This window comes from Streptosporangium sp. LJ11 (genome assembly GCF_051918945.1).
Lineage (GTDB): Bacteria > Actinomycetota > Actinomycetes > Streptosporangiales > Streptosporangiaceae > Streptosporangium.
The window spans coordinates 1-15032 of the sequence record NZ_JBPXMB010000060.1; the positions used below are offsets into that span (position 1 = coordinate 1).

The 15032-nt window shown below is 72.1% G+C and carries 13 protein-coding genes; 8 read left to right on the plus strand and 5 right to left on the minus strand.

Going from position 1 to position 15032, the window contains the following annotated elements; all coding sequences use genetic code 11:
- The coding region (locus ACTOQ3_RS42935) for a hypothetical protein (protein WP_440089794.1) at window positions 1–1513 on the plus strand (1513 nt) is incomplete at its 5' end.
- Window positions 1514–1590: 77 nt separating this feature from the next.
- Here ACTOQ3_RS42935 and ACTOQ3_RS42940 read toward each other — a convergent pair.
- The 4 genes from ACTOQ3_RS42940 to ACTOQ3_RS42955 form a co-directional block, all read right to left on the minus strand.
- Window positions 1591–2544 (minus strand): NAD(P)-dependent alcohol dehydrogenase, encoded by a 954-nt coding sequence (locus ACTOQ3_RS42940; RefSeq protein WP_440089795.1) that lies wholly within the window; start codon window positions 2542–2544, stop codon window positions 1591–1593.
- On the minus strand, window positions 2541–2774 hold the full coding sequence (locus ACTOQ3_RS42945; RefSeq protein ID WP_012890616.1) for a helix-turn-helix transcriptional regulator: 234 nt from the start codon (window positions 2772–2774) through the stop codon (window positions 2541–2543). The genes ACTOQ3_RS42940 and ACTOQ3_RS42945 overlap by 4 nt, the downstream gene beginning before the upstream one ends.
- Complete coding sequence (locus tag ACTOQ3_RS42950) at window positions 2768–3199, minus strand: hypothetical protein (RefSeq protein ID WP_440089797.1); 432 nt, start codon at window positions 3197–3199, stop codon at window positions 2768–2770. Before ACTOQ3_RS42950 ends, ACTOQ3_RS42945 begins: the two co-directional genes overlap by 7 nt.
- 185 nt (window positions 3200–3384) lie before the next feature.
- A complete protein-coding gene (locus ACTOQ3_RS42955; RefSeq protein ID WP_440089799.1) occupies window positions 3385–4374 on the minus strand; it encodes an AraC family transcriptional regulator in 990 nt (329 codons plus the stop codon).
- A gap of 327 nt (window positions 4375–4701) precedes the next feature.
- On the opposite strand from ACTOQ3_RS42955, the gene ACTOQ3_RS42960 reads away from it, so the two are divergent.
- Window positions 4702–5649: a dienelactone hydrolase family protein gene (locus ACTOQ3_RS42960; protein ID WP_440089800.1), complete on the plus strand. Its 948-nt coding sequence runs from the start codon at window positions 4702–4704 to the stop codon at window positions 5647–5649.
- 114 nt (window positions 5650–5763) lie between these two features.
- Here the strand turns inward: ACTOQ3_RS42960 and ACTOQ3_RS42965 are convergent, their stop codons facing one another.
- Window positions 5764–7911 (minus strand): amylo-alpha-1,6-glucosidase, encoded by a 2148-nt coding sequence (locus ACTOQ3_RS42965; RefSeq protein WP_440089801.1) that lies wholly within the window; start codon window positions 7909–7911, stop codon window positions 5764–5766.
- A 188-nt stretch (window positions 7912–8099) separates the two neighbouring features.
- On the opposite strand from ACTOQ3_RS42965, the gene ACTOQ3_RS42970 reads away from it, so the two are divergent.
- The 6 genes from ACTOQ3_RS42970 (at window position 8100) to ACTOQ3_RS42995 (ending at window position 14675) form a co-directional block, all read left to right on the plus strand.
- Complete coding sequence (locus ACTOQ3_RS42970) at window positions 8100–9311, plus strand: LacI family DNA-binding transcriptional regulator (RefSeq protein ID WP_440089803.1); 1212 nt, start codon at window positions 8100–8102, stop codon at window positions 9309–9311.
- A 56-nt stretch (window positions 9312–9367) separates the two neighbouring features.
- Window positions 9368–10639 (plus strand): sugar ABC transporter substrate-binding protein, encoded by a 1272-nt coding sequence (locus ACTOQ3_RS42975; protein WP_440089804.1) that lies wholly within the window; start codon window positions 9368–9370, stop codon window positions 10637–10639.
- Between the two features lie 68 nt (window positions 10640–10707).
- Entirely contained in the window at window positions 10708–11817 is a 1110-nt protein-coding gene (locus ACTOQ3_RS42980; RefSeq protein WP_440089805.1) for a carbohydrate ABC transporter permease, read from the plus strand.
- Entirely contained in the window at window positions 11817–12704 is an 888-nt protein-coding gene (locus ACTOQ3_RS42985; RefSeq protein ID WP_440089807.1) for a carbohydrate ABC transporter permease, read from the plus strand. Before ACTOQ3_RS42980 ends, ACTOQ3_RS42985 begins: the two co-directional genes overlap by 1 nt.
- Before the next feature lie 44 nt (window positions 12705–12748).
- Entirely contained in the window at window positions 12749–12979 is a 231-nt protein-coding gene (locus ACTOQ3_RS42990) for a zinc-ribbon domain-containing protein (protein WP_440089808.1), read from the plus strand.
- Window positions 12980–13145: 166 nt separating this feature from the next.
- Complete coding sequence (locus ACTOQ3_RS42995; protein WP_440089809.1) at window positions 13146–14675, plus strand: golvesin C-terminal-like domain-containing protein; 1530 nt, start codon at window positions 13146–13148, stop codon at window positions 14673–14675.
- Window positions 14676–15032 lie beyond the last annotated feature (357 nt).

The following is a 15032-nucleotide window of genomic DNA, read 5'->3' on the forward strand; positions in this document are numbered from 1 at the left end:
ACGGCACGCCCGCCACTACGCCCGCCTCCTCGACCGGCACGCCACCGCGCTCCAGGACGGCTCGGACGCCGAGGTCGTCCGCGTGCTCGGCGCCGAGATGGACAACATCCGCCTGGCCTGGCGGGTGTCCGGGCAGCCGCGTTTCCTGGACCACTACTGGACGTTGTGCCTGCGGTTGCGCCTGTACGAGGAGTCGACGGCGATCGTCCGCGAGCACCTCGACCGCCCTCCGGATGACCCGCGCCTGCGGGCCCGCCTGCTCCGGATGGCCGCGGTGAGCTCCCACCAGCTCGCCGGGGAACGCGCCGCCACCCGCCTGGCCCGCGCCGCCCTCGACACGCTCGGCGAGCCACTCCCCACCACCTCCACCGGCCTCGCGACCGCTCTCCTGACCGCCGCCACCCGCCAGGCCGCCCACCGCCTCCTGCCGGCCACGGCCGCCCGCCGTCTCCTCCCCGCACCCCGCGCGGACGGGGGCGAGGCCGCGCAGGCGCTGACCTTGCTCGCCCGGCTCGCCTACCACCGGCAGGACCTCCCCGTGATGCTGGTGACCTCGCTGCGCCAGCTCAACGCCGCCGACCGCGGCACCGACCTCGCCCTGCGCGCCGAGTCCTGCGCGAACTTCGCCGCCATCGCCCGCCTCGCCGGTCGCCACCGGATCGCCACCTGCTACGGCAGCCTCGCCGACCAGGCACTTTCCGGCATCGACCACCCGGACGAGGCCGTGCACCGGGCCCGGCTGGCCCGCGGGATCGACCTGCTCCACGCGGGCCGTTTCGAGGACGCCAGGCGGTCGTTCACGGAGGGACGGTCGCGGACGATCGACCCGCGGGTGGCCGAGAACTGCGCCGGCATGCTCGCCGAGACCGCACTGTGGCAGGGCGAGTTCGCCGCGGCGGCCACCGGGTACGCGGAGACGGAGGAGCTGGCGGTCGCGCGGGTGGGCGGGGACGACATCGGCCGCCACTGGTGCCTGACCGGCCGGGCGGAAGCGCTGTTGCGCCTGGACGGGGTGCCGGTGGAGCGGATCCGGGAGCTGCTGGCGGCCGCCCGCGCCTCGCACGAGCGGCGGCGTACGCACGCGAAGGAGATCGGCCTGCGCGACAGCCCGGCGAGCCGCACGATCCAGGAGCTGCGCCTGCTCACCATCGCGGCCCGCCTGGATCCGGCGCGGGCGCCCGCGGCGCTGGCCGAGGCGCTGACGCTGGCCGAGCGGCTGCCGACGGTGCAGCCCGGCATGCTGGAGTGCTGGACCGGCCTCGCCGAGCTGCTCGGGAACGCGGGGCGGGACCGGACCGTGGCTCCCCTCCTGCTCGGGCACCTCTCCCGGTACGCCGCCCGCAACCCCGGCGCCGCCGCCCGGATCGGCTGGGCCCTCGCGCTGGTCCTGGCCGCCCTGGGCGGGCGAAGGCGTGCCAGGCGGGCGGCCGAGCAGGCGGTGGCGACCGCCGAACGCCTGGCCGCGCCGTACGACCGCCGCAGAGCCGAGTCCCTGGCCCGCGCCCTTGGATGAAGGTTTCACCGTCCTCAAGGACGGATGGTGCGCACGCGGCCGTCGTCTTCACGCTGCCGGGTGCCGGCGCCCCGGGGTCAGCCGACCGTGATGACGAGCTTTCCCGGCGCGTTGCCCGCCGCCAGGTCACCCACCGCGGCGGAGGCCTCCGCCAGGGAGTACGTGCGCCCGACGGCCGGTCGTACGGTCCCGGCCTCGATGAGGTCGCGCAGCGCGTCCAGGTCGGCGGTGCGGGTCAGCGCGATCTGCGCGTCCAGGCGCTGGCGCGTGAACGGGGTGATCAGCCGGGCGGCGAGCAGCCGGCTGATCCCGCCGAACCACCGGCCGCCGCCCTCGCCGCCGACGATGGCGAGCCGGCCGCGCTCGGTGAGCAGCCCGCGCAGCAGGGGCAGCGGCCGGATGCCCGCGATGTCGATGATCAGATCGTAGGTCCCGGTGAGCGGCTCGCGCGTGTAGTCGATGACGGCCTGGGCGCCCAGCGACCGGACGAGGCCGGCCTTGGCCGTGCTGCACACGGCGGTGACGTGGGCGCCGCCGGCGACCGCGAGTTGCGTCGCGAAGCTGCCCACTCCGCCACCGGCGCCGATGACCAGCACCTTCTCGCCGGCGGTGACCTGGCCGACGGCCCGTAACGCGGTCACCCCTGAGACGGGTACGGCCGCCGCTTCGGTGAAGCTCAGGTTGGCGGGCTTGCGGGCGAGCTTGCCCGGGCGGGCGAGAGCGAACTGCGCGTACGCGCCGGTCGCCTGGCCGTACACCTCGTCGCCGGGGCGAAACGCGGTCACGTCGGCGCCGACGGACTCCACGACGCCGGCCACGTCCATGCCCGGCACGCGGTTGCGGGGCCGGCGCAGGCCGAAGCCGAGGCGGCCGACGAGCGGAAGCCCGGTCATGACGTGCCACACGCCGTAGTCGACACCGGCCGCGTGCACCCGGATCAGCACATCGCCGGCGCCGGGCGCCGGGATCGGGACCTCGCCGAGGCTCAGCGTGTGCGGCGGGCCGTACTCGTCCTGGACGATCGCTTTCATGAGGGGTCTCCTTCGGTGTCGGGGTACTGGAAGACGTCGTCGAGTCCGACCCGGAACACCCGGGCGATGCGGAACGCCATCTCCAGCGAGGGGGAATAGCGGCCCTGCTCGATCGCGATGATGGTCTGGCGGGTGACGCCGACCCGGTCGGCCAGCTCGGCCTGGGTCATCTCGTCGTGCGCGAACCGCAGGGCCCGGATCGCGTTGGTGACCCGCGTCGGCTTCACCACGTCTGGAAGCCGCCCTTGCGGTACGCCATGATCTTGGCGAACGAGCTGAGCACCGAGGACAGCACGAACGCCAGGTAGACGGCGTTGGCGATCCAGAAGTGGCGCAGCTCGGCGATGGCCATGACCAGTACGGCGAGCGCGCCGATGACGAGGATCGACTGCCCGATGCGCTCACTGACCTGGTTGATCTCACGGTCGCGCTCGTCGGTGCGGTCGGCGCCGTGGCCGCCCGCGACGGCCATCGCGATGTGGGCCACCATCGCGGCGACGATGGCGCCGCCGATGGTCCACAGCAGAGTTCCCGCGTAGGCGACGTCGGCGAGCGGGCCGTCGCCGGCCCGGCTCAGGACGATCGCCACGTAGATCGTGTACGCGCCGATGGAGACCACGATCATCACCCAGGCGCGCTTTTCCTCGAAGGCCATGGCTGCCCCTCATGTAAAACAAAGCTGACATCAACCAATGTAAAGCGCCCCGGACACCGTGTCAAAGTTTATTTACATTTACGATCGGCTGCGGGCCGGTCCTGAACGCCCGGACGCGCTCGCCGTCGGTGTGGACGCCGGGCGGGTTCTCGTACGTGACGAAGGTGAGGCCGACCAGGGCCTGTTCAGTTGCCGCGCAGCGTCTGTGACGGCGCCCGGCCGTACCGCGCGCGGTAGAGGGCGGCGAAGCGCCCCTGGTGCGGGAAGCCCCACTGGGCCGCCACGGTCGTCACGGTGCACCTGGCCGGGTCGCCGGCCGCCAGCTCGTCGTGCACCCTGCCCAGGCGCACGTCCCTGAGGTAGGTCATCGGGGTCAGGCCGAGATGGCGGCGGAAGCCCTCCTGGAGCGAGCGGCCGCTGACCGCCACGGCGCGCGCGACGTCGTCGGTCGTGAGCGGCAGGTGGGCGTGGTCGTCGATGTACCGCATCGCCCGGCGCACCACCTTGGGCAGGGCGGGCGGCCGGGGGGCGTTCAGCCGCTCCAGGTAGTTGGACGGCTGCCCGGTGAGCAGGGAGGAGAGCATGGCGTTCTCCAGGTGGGCGATCGCCAGCGGCTGCGCGGCGAGCCCGTCGCCGTGCTCGGCCTCCCTGACGATCAGGTCGGCCATCGCCTTCCAGGCCCGCGCCCAGCCGGCGGTCATGTCCATGCCCAGGTCGAAGACGACCGGACGGTCGAGCCGCTCCCCGAGCATCCGCTCCAGGGCGTCCTCGACGACCGGCCGGTCGAATTTGACGATCAGCTGGGGGCAGCCCGCTCCCCAGCGCATGTCGAGGTACTCCGACGGCGACGGCAGGGACGCCAGGTCCGGCGTCGACACGATCTCCTGGCCGCCGCACCGGATCAGGCTGCGCCCGGCCAGCGGGATCTGCACCAGGAAGAAGGACTCAAGCTCCCCGGGCTCGATGCGGACGTCCGCCCCGTAGTCCAGGTAGTTCACCCGCACGGTGCCCAGCTGGACCGAGTTGAGCCGCGCGGCCAGCCGGGAGGCGTCACCGGTGAGCTCCAGCCGGTGGGGGCAGAACACCCGGCCCACCAGCTCGCGGGTCTCGTCGAGGTCCGCGGTGTCGAAGACCGGCCTGTTGCCTAACGGGAGCGGCCCTCGCGTCTCGCCCATCGACACTCCAACCCTCTGTGCCCGTACGTGTCCGCATGTGCCGTCGCATGCGTACGGCGACGCGAGGTCGCGCGGCCGATCCCCACATGGTCTACCGGCCGGACCCGGCCGACTATGGAGAAATACGCAAAAGACCTCGGGGGACCGTGTCCGATAGTGGACAGCCCTCGCGGGCGAGGCGCGAGGGCAGGCTCACGGGCGCGCCGGGCCCGCGTGAGTCACCGCCGGGAGGGCTCCATCGGGTGGTGGCGCGTGGCCCTGCTTTCGGGTGACGGCGCGTGGCCCGGCTTTGCCGTGGCTTTCACCCGCCGGTCCTACCGTGTGCTGGTGACGTCTTTTCACCGGTACCTCGCGGAGGAGGTCGCGGTCGACCACGCGGAAGGGCTCGTCCCCCGGCGCGAGGCGCTGCACCGCCTCACCCTTCTCGGGCTGGCGGCACCCGCCGCCGGCGCGCTGCTCGCGGCCTGGGAAACCGGCGGGGGGGACGCGACCGCGCCGGCCGTCACGGGACCCGGTGCCGCTACCGGATCCGGTACGGCGACGGCGTCCGCCATGCCACCGGACGGCGCCTCACCCCCGGGACCCCCGCCCCTGCCGACCGAGGAGATCATCTTTTCCGGCGCCGAGAGCGGCGTCACCCTCAGGGGCACCTGGGCGGCGCCCGCGCAGCCGCGGGGCGCGGTGCTGGTCATCCACGAGAACCGCGGGCTCACCGATCACATCCGGTCGGTCGCCGGGCGCCTGGCGGCCGACGGCTACTGCGCGCTCGCCGTCGACCTGCTCTCCCGCGAGGGCGGGACCGCCTCCTTCGAGGACCCGGCGCAGGCCACCGCGGCGCTGGGCGCCATCTCCCCCGAGCGCCTCGCCTCGGACATGAGGGCCGCCCTCGGTGAGCTGGAGCGCGGCGCCCCCGGCAAGAGGCTCGGCGTCACCGGTTTCTGCTTCGGCGGCGCGATGACCTGGCTGCTGCTCGGCTCGGACGAGCCGCGCCTGTCGGCGGCCGTCCCGTTCTACGGCCCGCTTCCCGACGACGCCGACCTCTCCGGGTCGAGGGCCGCCGTCCTCGCGATCTACGCCGAGCGGGACGACCGGGTCAACGCCAGCCGCGACGAGGCCAAGACCGCCCTGGAGAGGGCGGGCCTGGAACACGAGATCGTGACGTTTCCCGGCGTCGACCACGCCTTCTTCAACGACACCGGCCCGCGGTACGACGCCGGTGCCGCCGCCGAGGCGTACCGGCGCGTCCTGGACTGGTTCGGCCGTCACCTGGCCTGAGCGCCCCACAGCCGACGTGCCCACGCGGTCCCCGTGTCCACGCGCCCCCGCCCGCCTCGGCGGAGCGGGACGGGACGTCGGGAAGAGGCCGCAGGCGGCGCGCCGGGGCTCAGCTCACGTCGAGGCCCGCTCGGTGGAGATCCCCCCGGGCAGGCCGGTCACCACGACCTCTCCCTCCCGGTCGACGGCCGCGCTCACCTCTGCTCCGGCGACCCGCAGGCCGCGGGCGGAGACCGCGCCCAGGGGGGCGCCGGCGAGCGGGCGCAGCAGCAGCCGGCCCTCGGGCACGTCGGGATAGAGGCCGAGTGCCGCGTGCACGACGGTCACCGCGGCGGCGGCGGACCAGGCCTGCGGGCGGCAGGCGGCGGGGTAGGGCACGGGGCGTCCGAGCGCCGAGCGGTCGTCGCCGCCGAACAGCTCCGGCAGCCGGTAGCCGAACGTCTCGCCCGCCGCGAGCAGCCCCTCGGCCAGGGTCGCCGCGTGCGCGGCGAATCCGGCGCGGGCCAGCCCGGCGACCACGATCGCCGTGTCGTGCGCCCAGATCGACCCGCAGTGGTAGGACAGCGGGCTGAAGCCGCCCGCGTTCGCCGACATCGTCCGCAGGCCGAAGCCCCCGGCCATCTCCGGGGAGACGAGGAGGTCGGCGATCTGAGCCTCCTCGGGCCCGGTGAGCAGGCCGGTGCCGAGGAGGTGCCCGATGTTGCTGGTCAGCGCGTCGACCGGGCGCTTGTCCCGGTCCAGGGCCAGGGCGGGGAACCTCCCCATCGGCCCGTCCACCCAGAAGCGGGCCCGGAAGCGCTCGGCCAGCGCCGCGGCGTGCTCGCGCCAGCGGGCCGCGCCGGGACGGCCGAACGCCTCCAGCAGGTCGGCGCCCTGCCGGGCCGCCTGGTGGGCGTAACCCTGCACCTCGACCAGGGCGATCGGCGGCTGGGCCTGGCGGCCGTCGTGGAAGCGCAGCGCGTCGCCGGAGTCCTTCCAGCCCTGGTTGGCCAGGCCCCGGCCGCTGGTGTCGACGTACTCGACGAAACCGTCCCCGTCGGGGTCGGCGGGCCCGCCGAGCCAGCCGAGGGCGGCCTGCAGGTGGGGCAGCAGCGCGGCGATCTCCTCGGCGGGGGCGCCCCAGCGCCAGGCGTCGTGCAGCAGGCCGATCCACAGCGGCGTGGCGTCGATCGTGCCGTAGTAGGCGGCGGGCAGGTACAGGCCGTTGCCCTCGACCGCGAAATCGTGCCGGCGCAGCTCGTGCATGATCTTCCCGGGGGCCTCGCCGGAGCCGGGGTCGACCTTGGTTCCCTGCCTGCGGGCCAGCACCCGCAGGGTGCCCGTCGCCAGCTCCGTGCCGAGCGGCAGCAGCATGCGGGCGGCCCAGATGCTGTCGCGGCCGAAGAGGGTGAGGAACCAGGGCACTCCCGCGCCGAGGAAGGCGTCGCCGGGGGCCGTGGGCTCGGCCAGCCGCAGCGAGCGCAGGTCGTCCATGGACTGCTCGAAGAGCCTGCTCAGCCGGTGGTCGGTGGCGACGACCCGGGGTTCCCCCTCCCCCACCGCCCACTCGGCGGGGCGTCCGGGCGCGGTCACCACGGCCTGGGGGTCGTGCACCTCGACCCGCCAGGACAGGGTGACCCGGCCGCGGGGCGCCAGCTCGACCGGCCAGCGCAGGAAACCCGTGCGCGCGTACCCGGTGGACTCAGCGGACTCGGCCCGCGCGCCCGTACCGGTCACCGTGACCCGCACGCCGCCGGAGTGCCAGGAGATCTCACCGGGCGCGGTGCGCTCCGGCGCGGCCTCCGCGGTGTCGCCGCCGGACTTGACCACCTCGATGGGAGCGAAGTCGCAGCCCAGCTCCAGGCTCACGACGGCGGTCACGGGAACGGTCGCGCTGGAGACGATCTCGACACGTTCTTCCACGCCACCCGGTACGACCTGCCGGAACCGCTCGATCCGTACAGTGGGATCGGGAACGGGATCACCCAGCCATCGGGCCAGCGTGACGAACGTGGTGGCGCCCGGCCCCCGCGGCGCGTGGCCGACGGCCTCGGGCTCCCGGCCGTCGATCGTCAGGGTGGCCTGCGACAGGGCGCGGGAGTCCGCGTGGAACACACCCTGGACACCGGCCGGGCGGATCTGCCCGTCGGCGCCGCTCAGTGCGACGGTCGGCGCCAGCACGGTGCTGACGAGGTCGTGCAGCAGGGGCTGGAGGCGGTAGGCCGCGGTGGAACCGGCCGCCGTGACCGCCTGGGTGGTGGGGGACGAGGCGTCGTCGAGCACGGCTTACTCCCTGAGATCGTGTCGAGCCGGTGACGTCTTGACAGACGACGGCCGGGGGGTGCACATTGCGAAACACTTTCTTTACTTGAACGATCCAACCATTACGCTTCGTTTACTTGAACGATCCAATCATGCCTCATACCCCTTTGAACGTTCAAACCCCCAGAAAGGTACATATGGCTACAAAGGTGACGATCACTGACGTCGCTCGCCGTGCCGGGGTGTCACGTCAGACGGTGTCGAACGTGCTCAACAGCCCCGAGCTGGTCCGCGAGGAGACTCGCGACCGGGTGCGGGAGGCCATCGAGACGCTCGGCTACCGGGCCAGCCAGGCCGCGCGGCAGATGCGGACCGGCCGTTCGCGACTGATCGCCACGCGCATCGAGCCCGACCGCGACGGGATCAACGGCTCGGTGCTGGACCGGTTCCTGCACGGGCTCACCGCCTCGGCGGCCCGTGCCGGATACCGGATCCTGCTGTACGCGGCGGGCGACGAGCGGTCGGAGATCGACACCTTCGACGAGCTGGTCGGGAGCCACGAGCCGGACGCCTTCGTGCTCACCAGCACCTACCACGGCGACGGCCGCCCCGCGTGGCTGCGCGAGCGGCGGCTGCCGTTCGTCACGTTCGGGCGGCCATGGGGAAACACGGGAAACACGGGAAACACGGGGAACGCGGGAGACACCGGGAGCCCGGATGGCACCTCCGTCGATCCGGGGTACCCCTGGGTCGACGTGGACGGCGCGGCGGGCACCGCGGCGGCCACCCGCCACCTGCTCGACGCGGGTCACCGGCGGATCGGGTTCCTCGGCTGGCCGCCGGGCTCCGGCGTGGGCGACGACCGCAGGTCCGGCTGGGCCAGGACCCTCGCCGCCGCCGGGGTCGACCCGGCGGGCCTGGACCAGGCCACGGACGACGGGGTGGCCGACGGCGAGAAGGCGGCCCGCGACCTGCTGCGCGCCGAGCAGCCGATCACCGCGCTGGTCTGTGCCAGCGACTCGCTCGCCCTCGGCGCGCTGCACGCCGTCCGTTCCTTGACGGCCTCGGGACAGCTGACCGCCTCCGGGCGCCTGACGGCCGAGGGACGTCTCACGGTCGGGGGGCAGGCCGGCGGCGAGGAGGGGCTCCCGGTCCGCGTGATCGGTTTCGACGACACGCCGGTGGCGAAGGCGGTGGGACTCAGCAGCGTCAGCCAGCCGCTGGCCGAGGCCGCGGCCGGCTGCGTCGGCCTGCTCACCCGGCTGTTCGACCCGCCCTCCCCCGGTGGATCCGGTGACCCCGGTGGATCCGGTGACCCCGGTGGATCCGGTGGATCCGGCGACCCGTATGACCCCGAGGCCGGTGGGCCTCGCACGCACGTACTGCTCCAGCCGTCCCTGGTCCTGCGGCAGTCGTCATGACCGCATGATCACCTGACTCTCTTTCCGGCCACCCCCCAGAAGATTGGAAGACCACGATGAAACAGCGGACCAAGCAGCACAGCCTCCGTACCGCGGCGCTCGCCGCGCTCGCCGCGGGCACCCTGGTGGCCTCGGCCGCCTGCGGCAGCGGTTTCGACGACTCCGCCGGCCGGAGCGCCGCCCCGCAGAGCAGCGGGCCCGCCAAGCTGCAGGTGCTCATCGGCTCCTCGGGCGACGCGGAGACGAACGCGCTGCGCGCCGCCGCCCAGACGTGGTCGGCGTCCTCGGGCAGCACCGCGACGATCACCCCCGCCCAGGACCTGACCCAGCAGCTCGGCCAGGCGTTCGCCGGGAGCAACCCGCCGGACGTGTTCTACGTCGACGCCGCGCGCTTCGCCGACTACGCGAGCGTCGGGGCGCTGGAGCCGTACGCGGACAAGATCTCCGACTCCGCCGACTTCTACCCCGGCCTGCGCGAGACGTTCACCCACAACGGCACCTTCTACTGCGCGCCCAAGGACTTCTCCACCCTGGCGCTGATCGTCAACGACGACCTGTGGAAGAAGGCCGGGCTCACCGACGCCGACGTGCCGACCACCTGGGAGCAGCTCACCTCGGTCTCCAGGACACTCAAGGAGAAGGTGCCGGACGTCACCCCGCTGGTCATCGGCGACACCCGCGACCGGGTCGGCGCGTTCATGGTGGAGGCCGGCGGCTGGATCGTGAGCCCCGACGGCAAGAAGGCGACCGCCGACAGCCCGGAGAACGCGGCGGGCCTGAGCTACGTGCAGGGCCTGCTGAAGGACAAGCTCGCCCGGTTCCCCAAGCAGGTGGACGCGGGCTGGGGCGGCGAGGCGTTCGGCAAGGCCAAGGCCGCGATGACCATCGAGGGCAACTGGATCAAGGGCGCGATGAAGGCCGACTACCCGGACGTCGAGTACAGCGCCCACGAGCTGCCGGCCGGTCCCAAGGGCAAGGGCACCCTGTCCTTCACCACCTGCTGGGGCGTCGCCGCCAAGAGCAGGTACAAGGAGCAGGCGATCGCCTTCGTCGAGGCGATGACCAAGGCCGACCAGCAGATGGCCTTCGCCAAGGCGTTCGGCGTGATGCCCTCGCGCCAGTCGGCCAAGGACGCCTTCACCCAGGCCTTCCCCGAGGACGCGCCGTTCGTCGACAGCGCCGAGTACGCCCAGGGGCCGGTCAACGCCCCCAAGATGGACAGCGTGCTGGCCGACTTCGACACCGCGATCCAGCAGCTGCCCGCCGGTGACCCCAAGAAGATCCTGGCGAACCTGCAGAAGAACACCCAGGCCGCGCTCGGCAACTGAGTCAGCCCGGTGCGCGGCCCCGGACCGGACGGGTCCGGGGCCGCGCACCGGACGTGAGGGAGACTGACGTGGCCGAGACAACGACCGCACCGCGGCGACCCGCGCGCCGCCTTGGCGACAGGGCCAGGGAGAACATCGCGGGCTGGCTCTTCGTGGCGCCGGTGGTGGTGATCCTCACCCTTTTCATGCTGCTGCCGATCCTGATGGCGCTGTGGGTGAGCCTCACCGACTGGAACGGGCAGGGCAGCCCGTTCCGGGCGCAGGTGCCGTTCGTCGGCGTGGACAACTACACCGAGCTGTTCACCCAGGACAACCTGAGCCGCCTGAACTTCATGACGAGCCTTCGCAACAACTTCTACTACGTGCTGATCGTGGTGCCGGCCCAGACGGTCCTGGCACTCGGCCTGGCGTTGGTCGTCAACCGCCGGCTGCTGAAGGGCAAGACCTTCTTCCGCACCGCCTTCTTCTTCCCCTCGGTGACCAGCTCGGTGGCGATCAGCGTCCTGTTCCTGTTCATCTTCAGCAACTCCGGCGCGGTCAACCAGCTGCTCGCGTTCGTCGGCGTCGACGGTCCCCCGTGGTTCTCCGACGCGCGGGGCGTGCTGCACCTGCTGCTGGGCTCCGTCGGCCTGGTCGATCCGGAGGCGCCCCCCGCGGCGCTGACCGGCGGCGGCCCGTTCGGGCTGTCGTGGTGGGACTGGCTGTCGGGCCCCAGCGTGGCGATGTGCACGATCATCATCCTGGTCGTGTGGACCACCTCGGGCACGTTCATGCTGATGTTCCTCGCCGCGCTCCAGGACATCCCGGTGACCCTGGAGGAGGCGAGCATGCTGGACGGCGCCACCCCCCGCCAGCGCCTGCGCCACGTGACACTGCCGTTGCTCAAGCCGACCCTGTTCCTCGTCCTCACCCTCGGCCTGATCGCCACCTGGCAGGTCTTCGACCAGGTGTACGTGATGAGCCAGGGCAAACCCGCGAAGACCACCCTGACCCCGGCCTTCCTGTCGTACCAGACGGCCTTCAAGGAGCTGGACTACGGCTCCGGCGCCGCCATCTCGTTCGTCCTGTTCGTGCTCATCGTGGTGCTGGCGGCGTTCCAGCGGTGGGTCATGCGCGACAGGGACGCCAAGGGCGGCGGCACCGCGAGGCGCCGCGCGCCGCGCCAGAGGAGGGCATGATGTCCGCGGTCAAGACCCGTTCCGCCCCCGCCCGTCCGGAGGGGGCGGGCGGGGAGATCCGCTCGCTGGTCTCCACCTTCGGCGGGTACGCCGTCCTGGTCTTCTTCTCGCTGGTCTTCCTCTACCCGTTCGTCATTCAGGTCGCCAACGCGTTCAAGACCGAGCCCGACGCCGCGGCCGACCCGCTCTCGCCGATCCCCGACCCGGTGACGATGGCGGGCTTCGAGCGCGTGTTCGTCGACACCGGCATGCCGCTGTGGCTGGGTAACTCGGTACTGGTGACCGTCGTCATCACCGTCGGCCGCGTGTTCCTCGACTCCCTGGCCGGGTACGCGCTCGCCCGGCTGCGCTTCCGGGGGCGCAAGGCACTGTTCACCTCCATCGTCGCGATCATGGCGGTCCCCGGGGTGGTGCTGTTCATCCCGAAGTTCCTGGTGCTGAACCAGCTCGGCATCTACGACAGCTACACCGCGCTGATCCTGCCGATCGTCGCGGACGCGGCCGGGGTGTTCATCATGAAGCAGTTCTTCGAGTCGATCCCGGTGAGCGTGGAGGAGGCGGCGCGGATCGACGGGGCGGGCCGGTTCCGCGTCTTCTGGTCGGTGGTGCTGCCGATGGGACGCCCCGCCGTCATCACCCTGACGATCATCTCCTTCCAGAGCAGCTGGAACGAGTTCCCGCACACCCTGGTGGCCGTCCAGGACCCCAGCCTCTTCACCCTGCCGCGCGGGCTGGCCGACCTGGTCAGCGGCTCCCTCGGGCTCGGCAGCCAGTATCCGCTCAAGCTCGGCGCGGCGGTGCTCGCGACCATCCCGGTCGCGATCATCTTCGTGATCTTCCAGCGCTACTTCATCCGCGGCGCCAACGAGGGCGCGGACAAGGGATGACAAAACGCGAGGAGTAGCGGGCCCGTACCGGGTATGTCTGGGTAATGCTCATCTTCGGTCTGCGTACGGTGGCCCATCGGCTCGGGGTCGTGCCCCTCACCTGCCGCAACTGCGGCAACACGGCGGCGCAGGTGCTGTCGCGACGGGTCACCAAGTTCAGCCTGTTCTTCATCCCGCTGTTCCCGGTACGGACGAGATACGGAATGCAGTGCACCTTCTGCGCGGCCTCGTACACGATCTCCAAGGACGAGGCGACCCGGCTGGCGGTCCACTGAGACCCCCGCCCACCTGCGCACATAACGGGCTATCAGACTAAAGGGGGAATTTGTCTGAAACAAACAAAGAAGTGTTAATTATTTACACTTGTCGTGTTTCTGCTTTACGGTGCCGAATCAGCCGGTGTCCGGATGGGACCCGGACCCCGATTCCCGAGGAGGCTCCGTGCAGAACGCACGGCCGCGCTCGCACCGCCGGTCAGCCGCGATCCTGTCCGCCGTTCTCGCCGCACTGCTGCTCGTGCCCGCTCAGGCGGCGGGCGCCCGGTCGGCGGGCCCCCTGGCGGACGCCTTCGCTCGCGCCTCCGCCGCGTACGACGTGCCGCGCGACCTGCTCGTGGCGCTCGCGTACGCGGAGACGCACCTCGACGGGCACGACGGCGAGCCGAGCGCGAGCGGCGGGTACGGGGTCATGCACCTGGTCAGCAACCCCGCCGTGCGCGCCCTGGAACGCGCGGCCCAGCTGACCGGCCGGCCGGCGGCGACGCTGAAGACCGACGACGCGGCCAACATCCTCGGCGGCGCCGCGGTGCTGCGCTCCCACGCCGACGCGCTCGGCCTCGACGCGACCGCCAGGAAGGACGCCGGGCGGTGGTACCCGGCCGTGGCCAGGTACGGCAACGCCTCCAGCTCCGAGACGGCCAGGCTGTACGCCGACACCGTCTACGACCTCCTCGGCAAGGGCGTCCGGGCCACCGCCGCGGACGGCGAGGTCGTCACCGTCACGCCCGTAGAACTGCAGGCCGACCGCGGCGTCTACGAGGGCGTGCGGGAACTGGCCGCCAAGGCCCCGAGCCCGGACTACCCGGCCGCGAGCTGGGTGGCCGCCCACGCCGGCAACCGGACCACCGCGAGCAGGCCGGGAAGCTCCAAGATCGACCGGATCGTCGTCCACGTGACCCAGGGGGCGTACGCGGGCACGCTCTCCTGGTTCCAGAACCCCGGTGCGAAGGTCTCCGCGCACTACGTCGTCCGCTCCTCCGACGGCGACGTCACCCAGATGGTCCGCGACAAGGACGTCGCCTGGCACGCCGGGAACCGGTCCTACAACACCAGGTCGATCGGGATCGAGCACGAGGGGTTCGTCAACAAGGCCTCCTGGTTCACCGACGCGATGTACCGCGCCTCGGCGGCCCTGACCCGCGCCCTCTGCGACAAGTACGGCATCCCCAAGAACCGCTCGCACATCATCGGGCACAACCAGGTCCCCGGCGCCACGCACACCGACCCGGGCTCCCACTGGGACTGGGCCAAGTACATGCGGTACGTCACCGGGAGCACCGCTCCCTGGTCGGCGACCGCCGACAACTCCACCTCCGGCGCGTTCACCGCGAGCGCGAACTGGACCGCCTCCGCCCAGGCGGCCGGGCGACACGGCCCCGACCACCGCCAGGCCAGGCCGGTGACCTCCAGCGACGTCGCCTGGTACCGGTTCGCCGTCCCCGCCGCGGCCACCTACCAGGTCGAGGTCTGGTACCCGGCCGCCCCCGGCCACAACAGCTCAGCCCCGTACATCGTCGCCACCTCCGCCGGGAGCAGGACGATCTACGTCGACCAGCGCGCCGGCGGCGGCGCCTGGCGAAGCATCGGGACGTTCCCCCTGAAGGCCGGGACGTACAACGCCGTCGGCGTCAGCCGCTGGACCTCCGGCACGGGACTCGTCGTCGCCGACGCCGTCCGCCTCACCCGGCTCTGACGCCTCCCTCCCGCGGCACCCGGCCAGGCGTTGATCAATTGATGTCGTGGTGCATCTGATCAGTCGGTGGCGTCGATCGAGGCGTTCAAGGCCCAGGACTCCCAAAGCTCCGGCAAGGAGCACGGTAAGGAATCGTTGAGATCACCCGGTAGGCGCTCGGTGCGGGGAGGCAGGGCCCTTGGCCGCAGGGCTCGAGTTGTGGGCACCGGCCGGTTGTCGGGAACCTCCGGCGGCTGCAAGCAGGCCCGAGGTGTGACACGGAGATCACATAGGCGCCTATCGTAATTGAGCGATCACCGTAGGTAGTGTCCGTTGTGAAGTCGATCTACGAGGACATCCCTCACCACAGAGTGGAGT

Coding starts and splice junctions, on each gene's coding strand:
- ACTOQ3_RS42975 (WP_440089804.1), top strand. CDS start 9,368: ATGAAACAGCGGACCAAGCAGCACAGCCTCCGTACCGCGGCGCTCGCC.
- ACTOQ3_RS42950 (WP_440089797.1), bottom strand. CDS start 3,199: ATGGCCTTCGAGGAAAAGCGCGCCTGGGTGATGATCGTGGTCTCCATC.
- ACTOQ3_RS42990 (WP_440089808.1), top strand. CDS start 12,749: ATGCTCATCTTCGGTCTGCGTACGGTGGCCCATCGGCTCGGGGTCGTG.
- ACTOQ3_RS42940 (WP_440089795.1), bottom strand. CDS start 2,544: ATGAAAGCGATCGTCCAGGACGAGTACGGCCCGCCGCACACGCTGAGC.
- ACTOQ3_RS42985 (WP_440089807.1), top strand. CDS start 11,817: ATGTCCGCGGTCAAGACCCGTTCCGCCCCCGCCCGTCCGGAGGGGGCG.
- ACTOQ3_RS42955 (WP_440089799.1), bottom strand. CDS start 4,374: ATGGGCGAGACGCGAGGGCCGCTCCCGTTAGGCAACAGGCCGGTCTTC.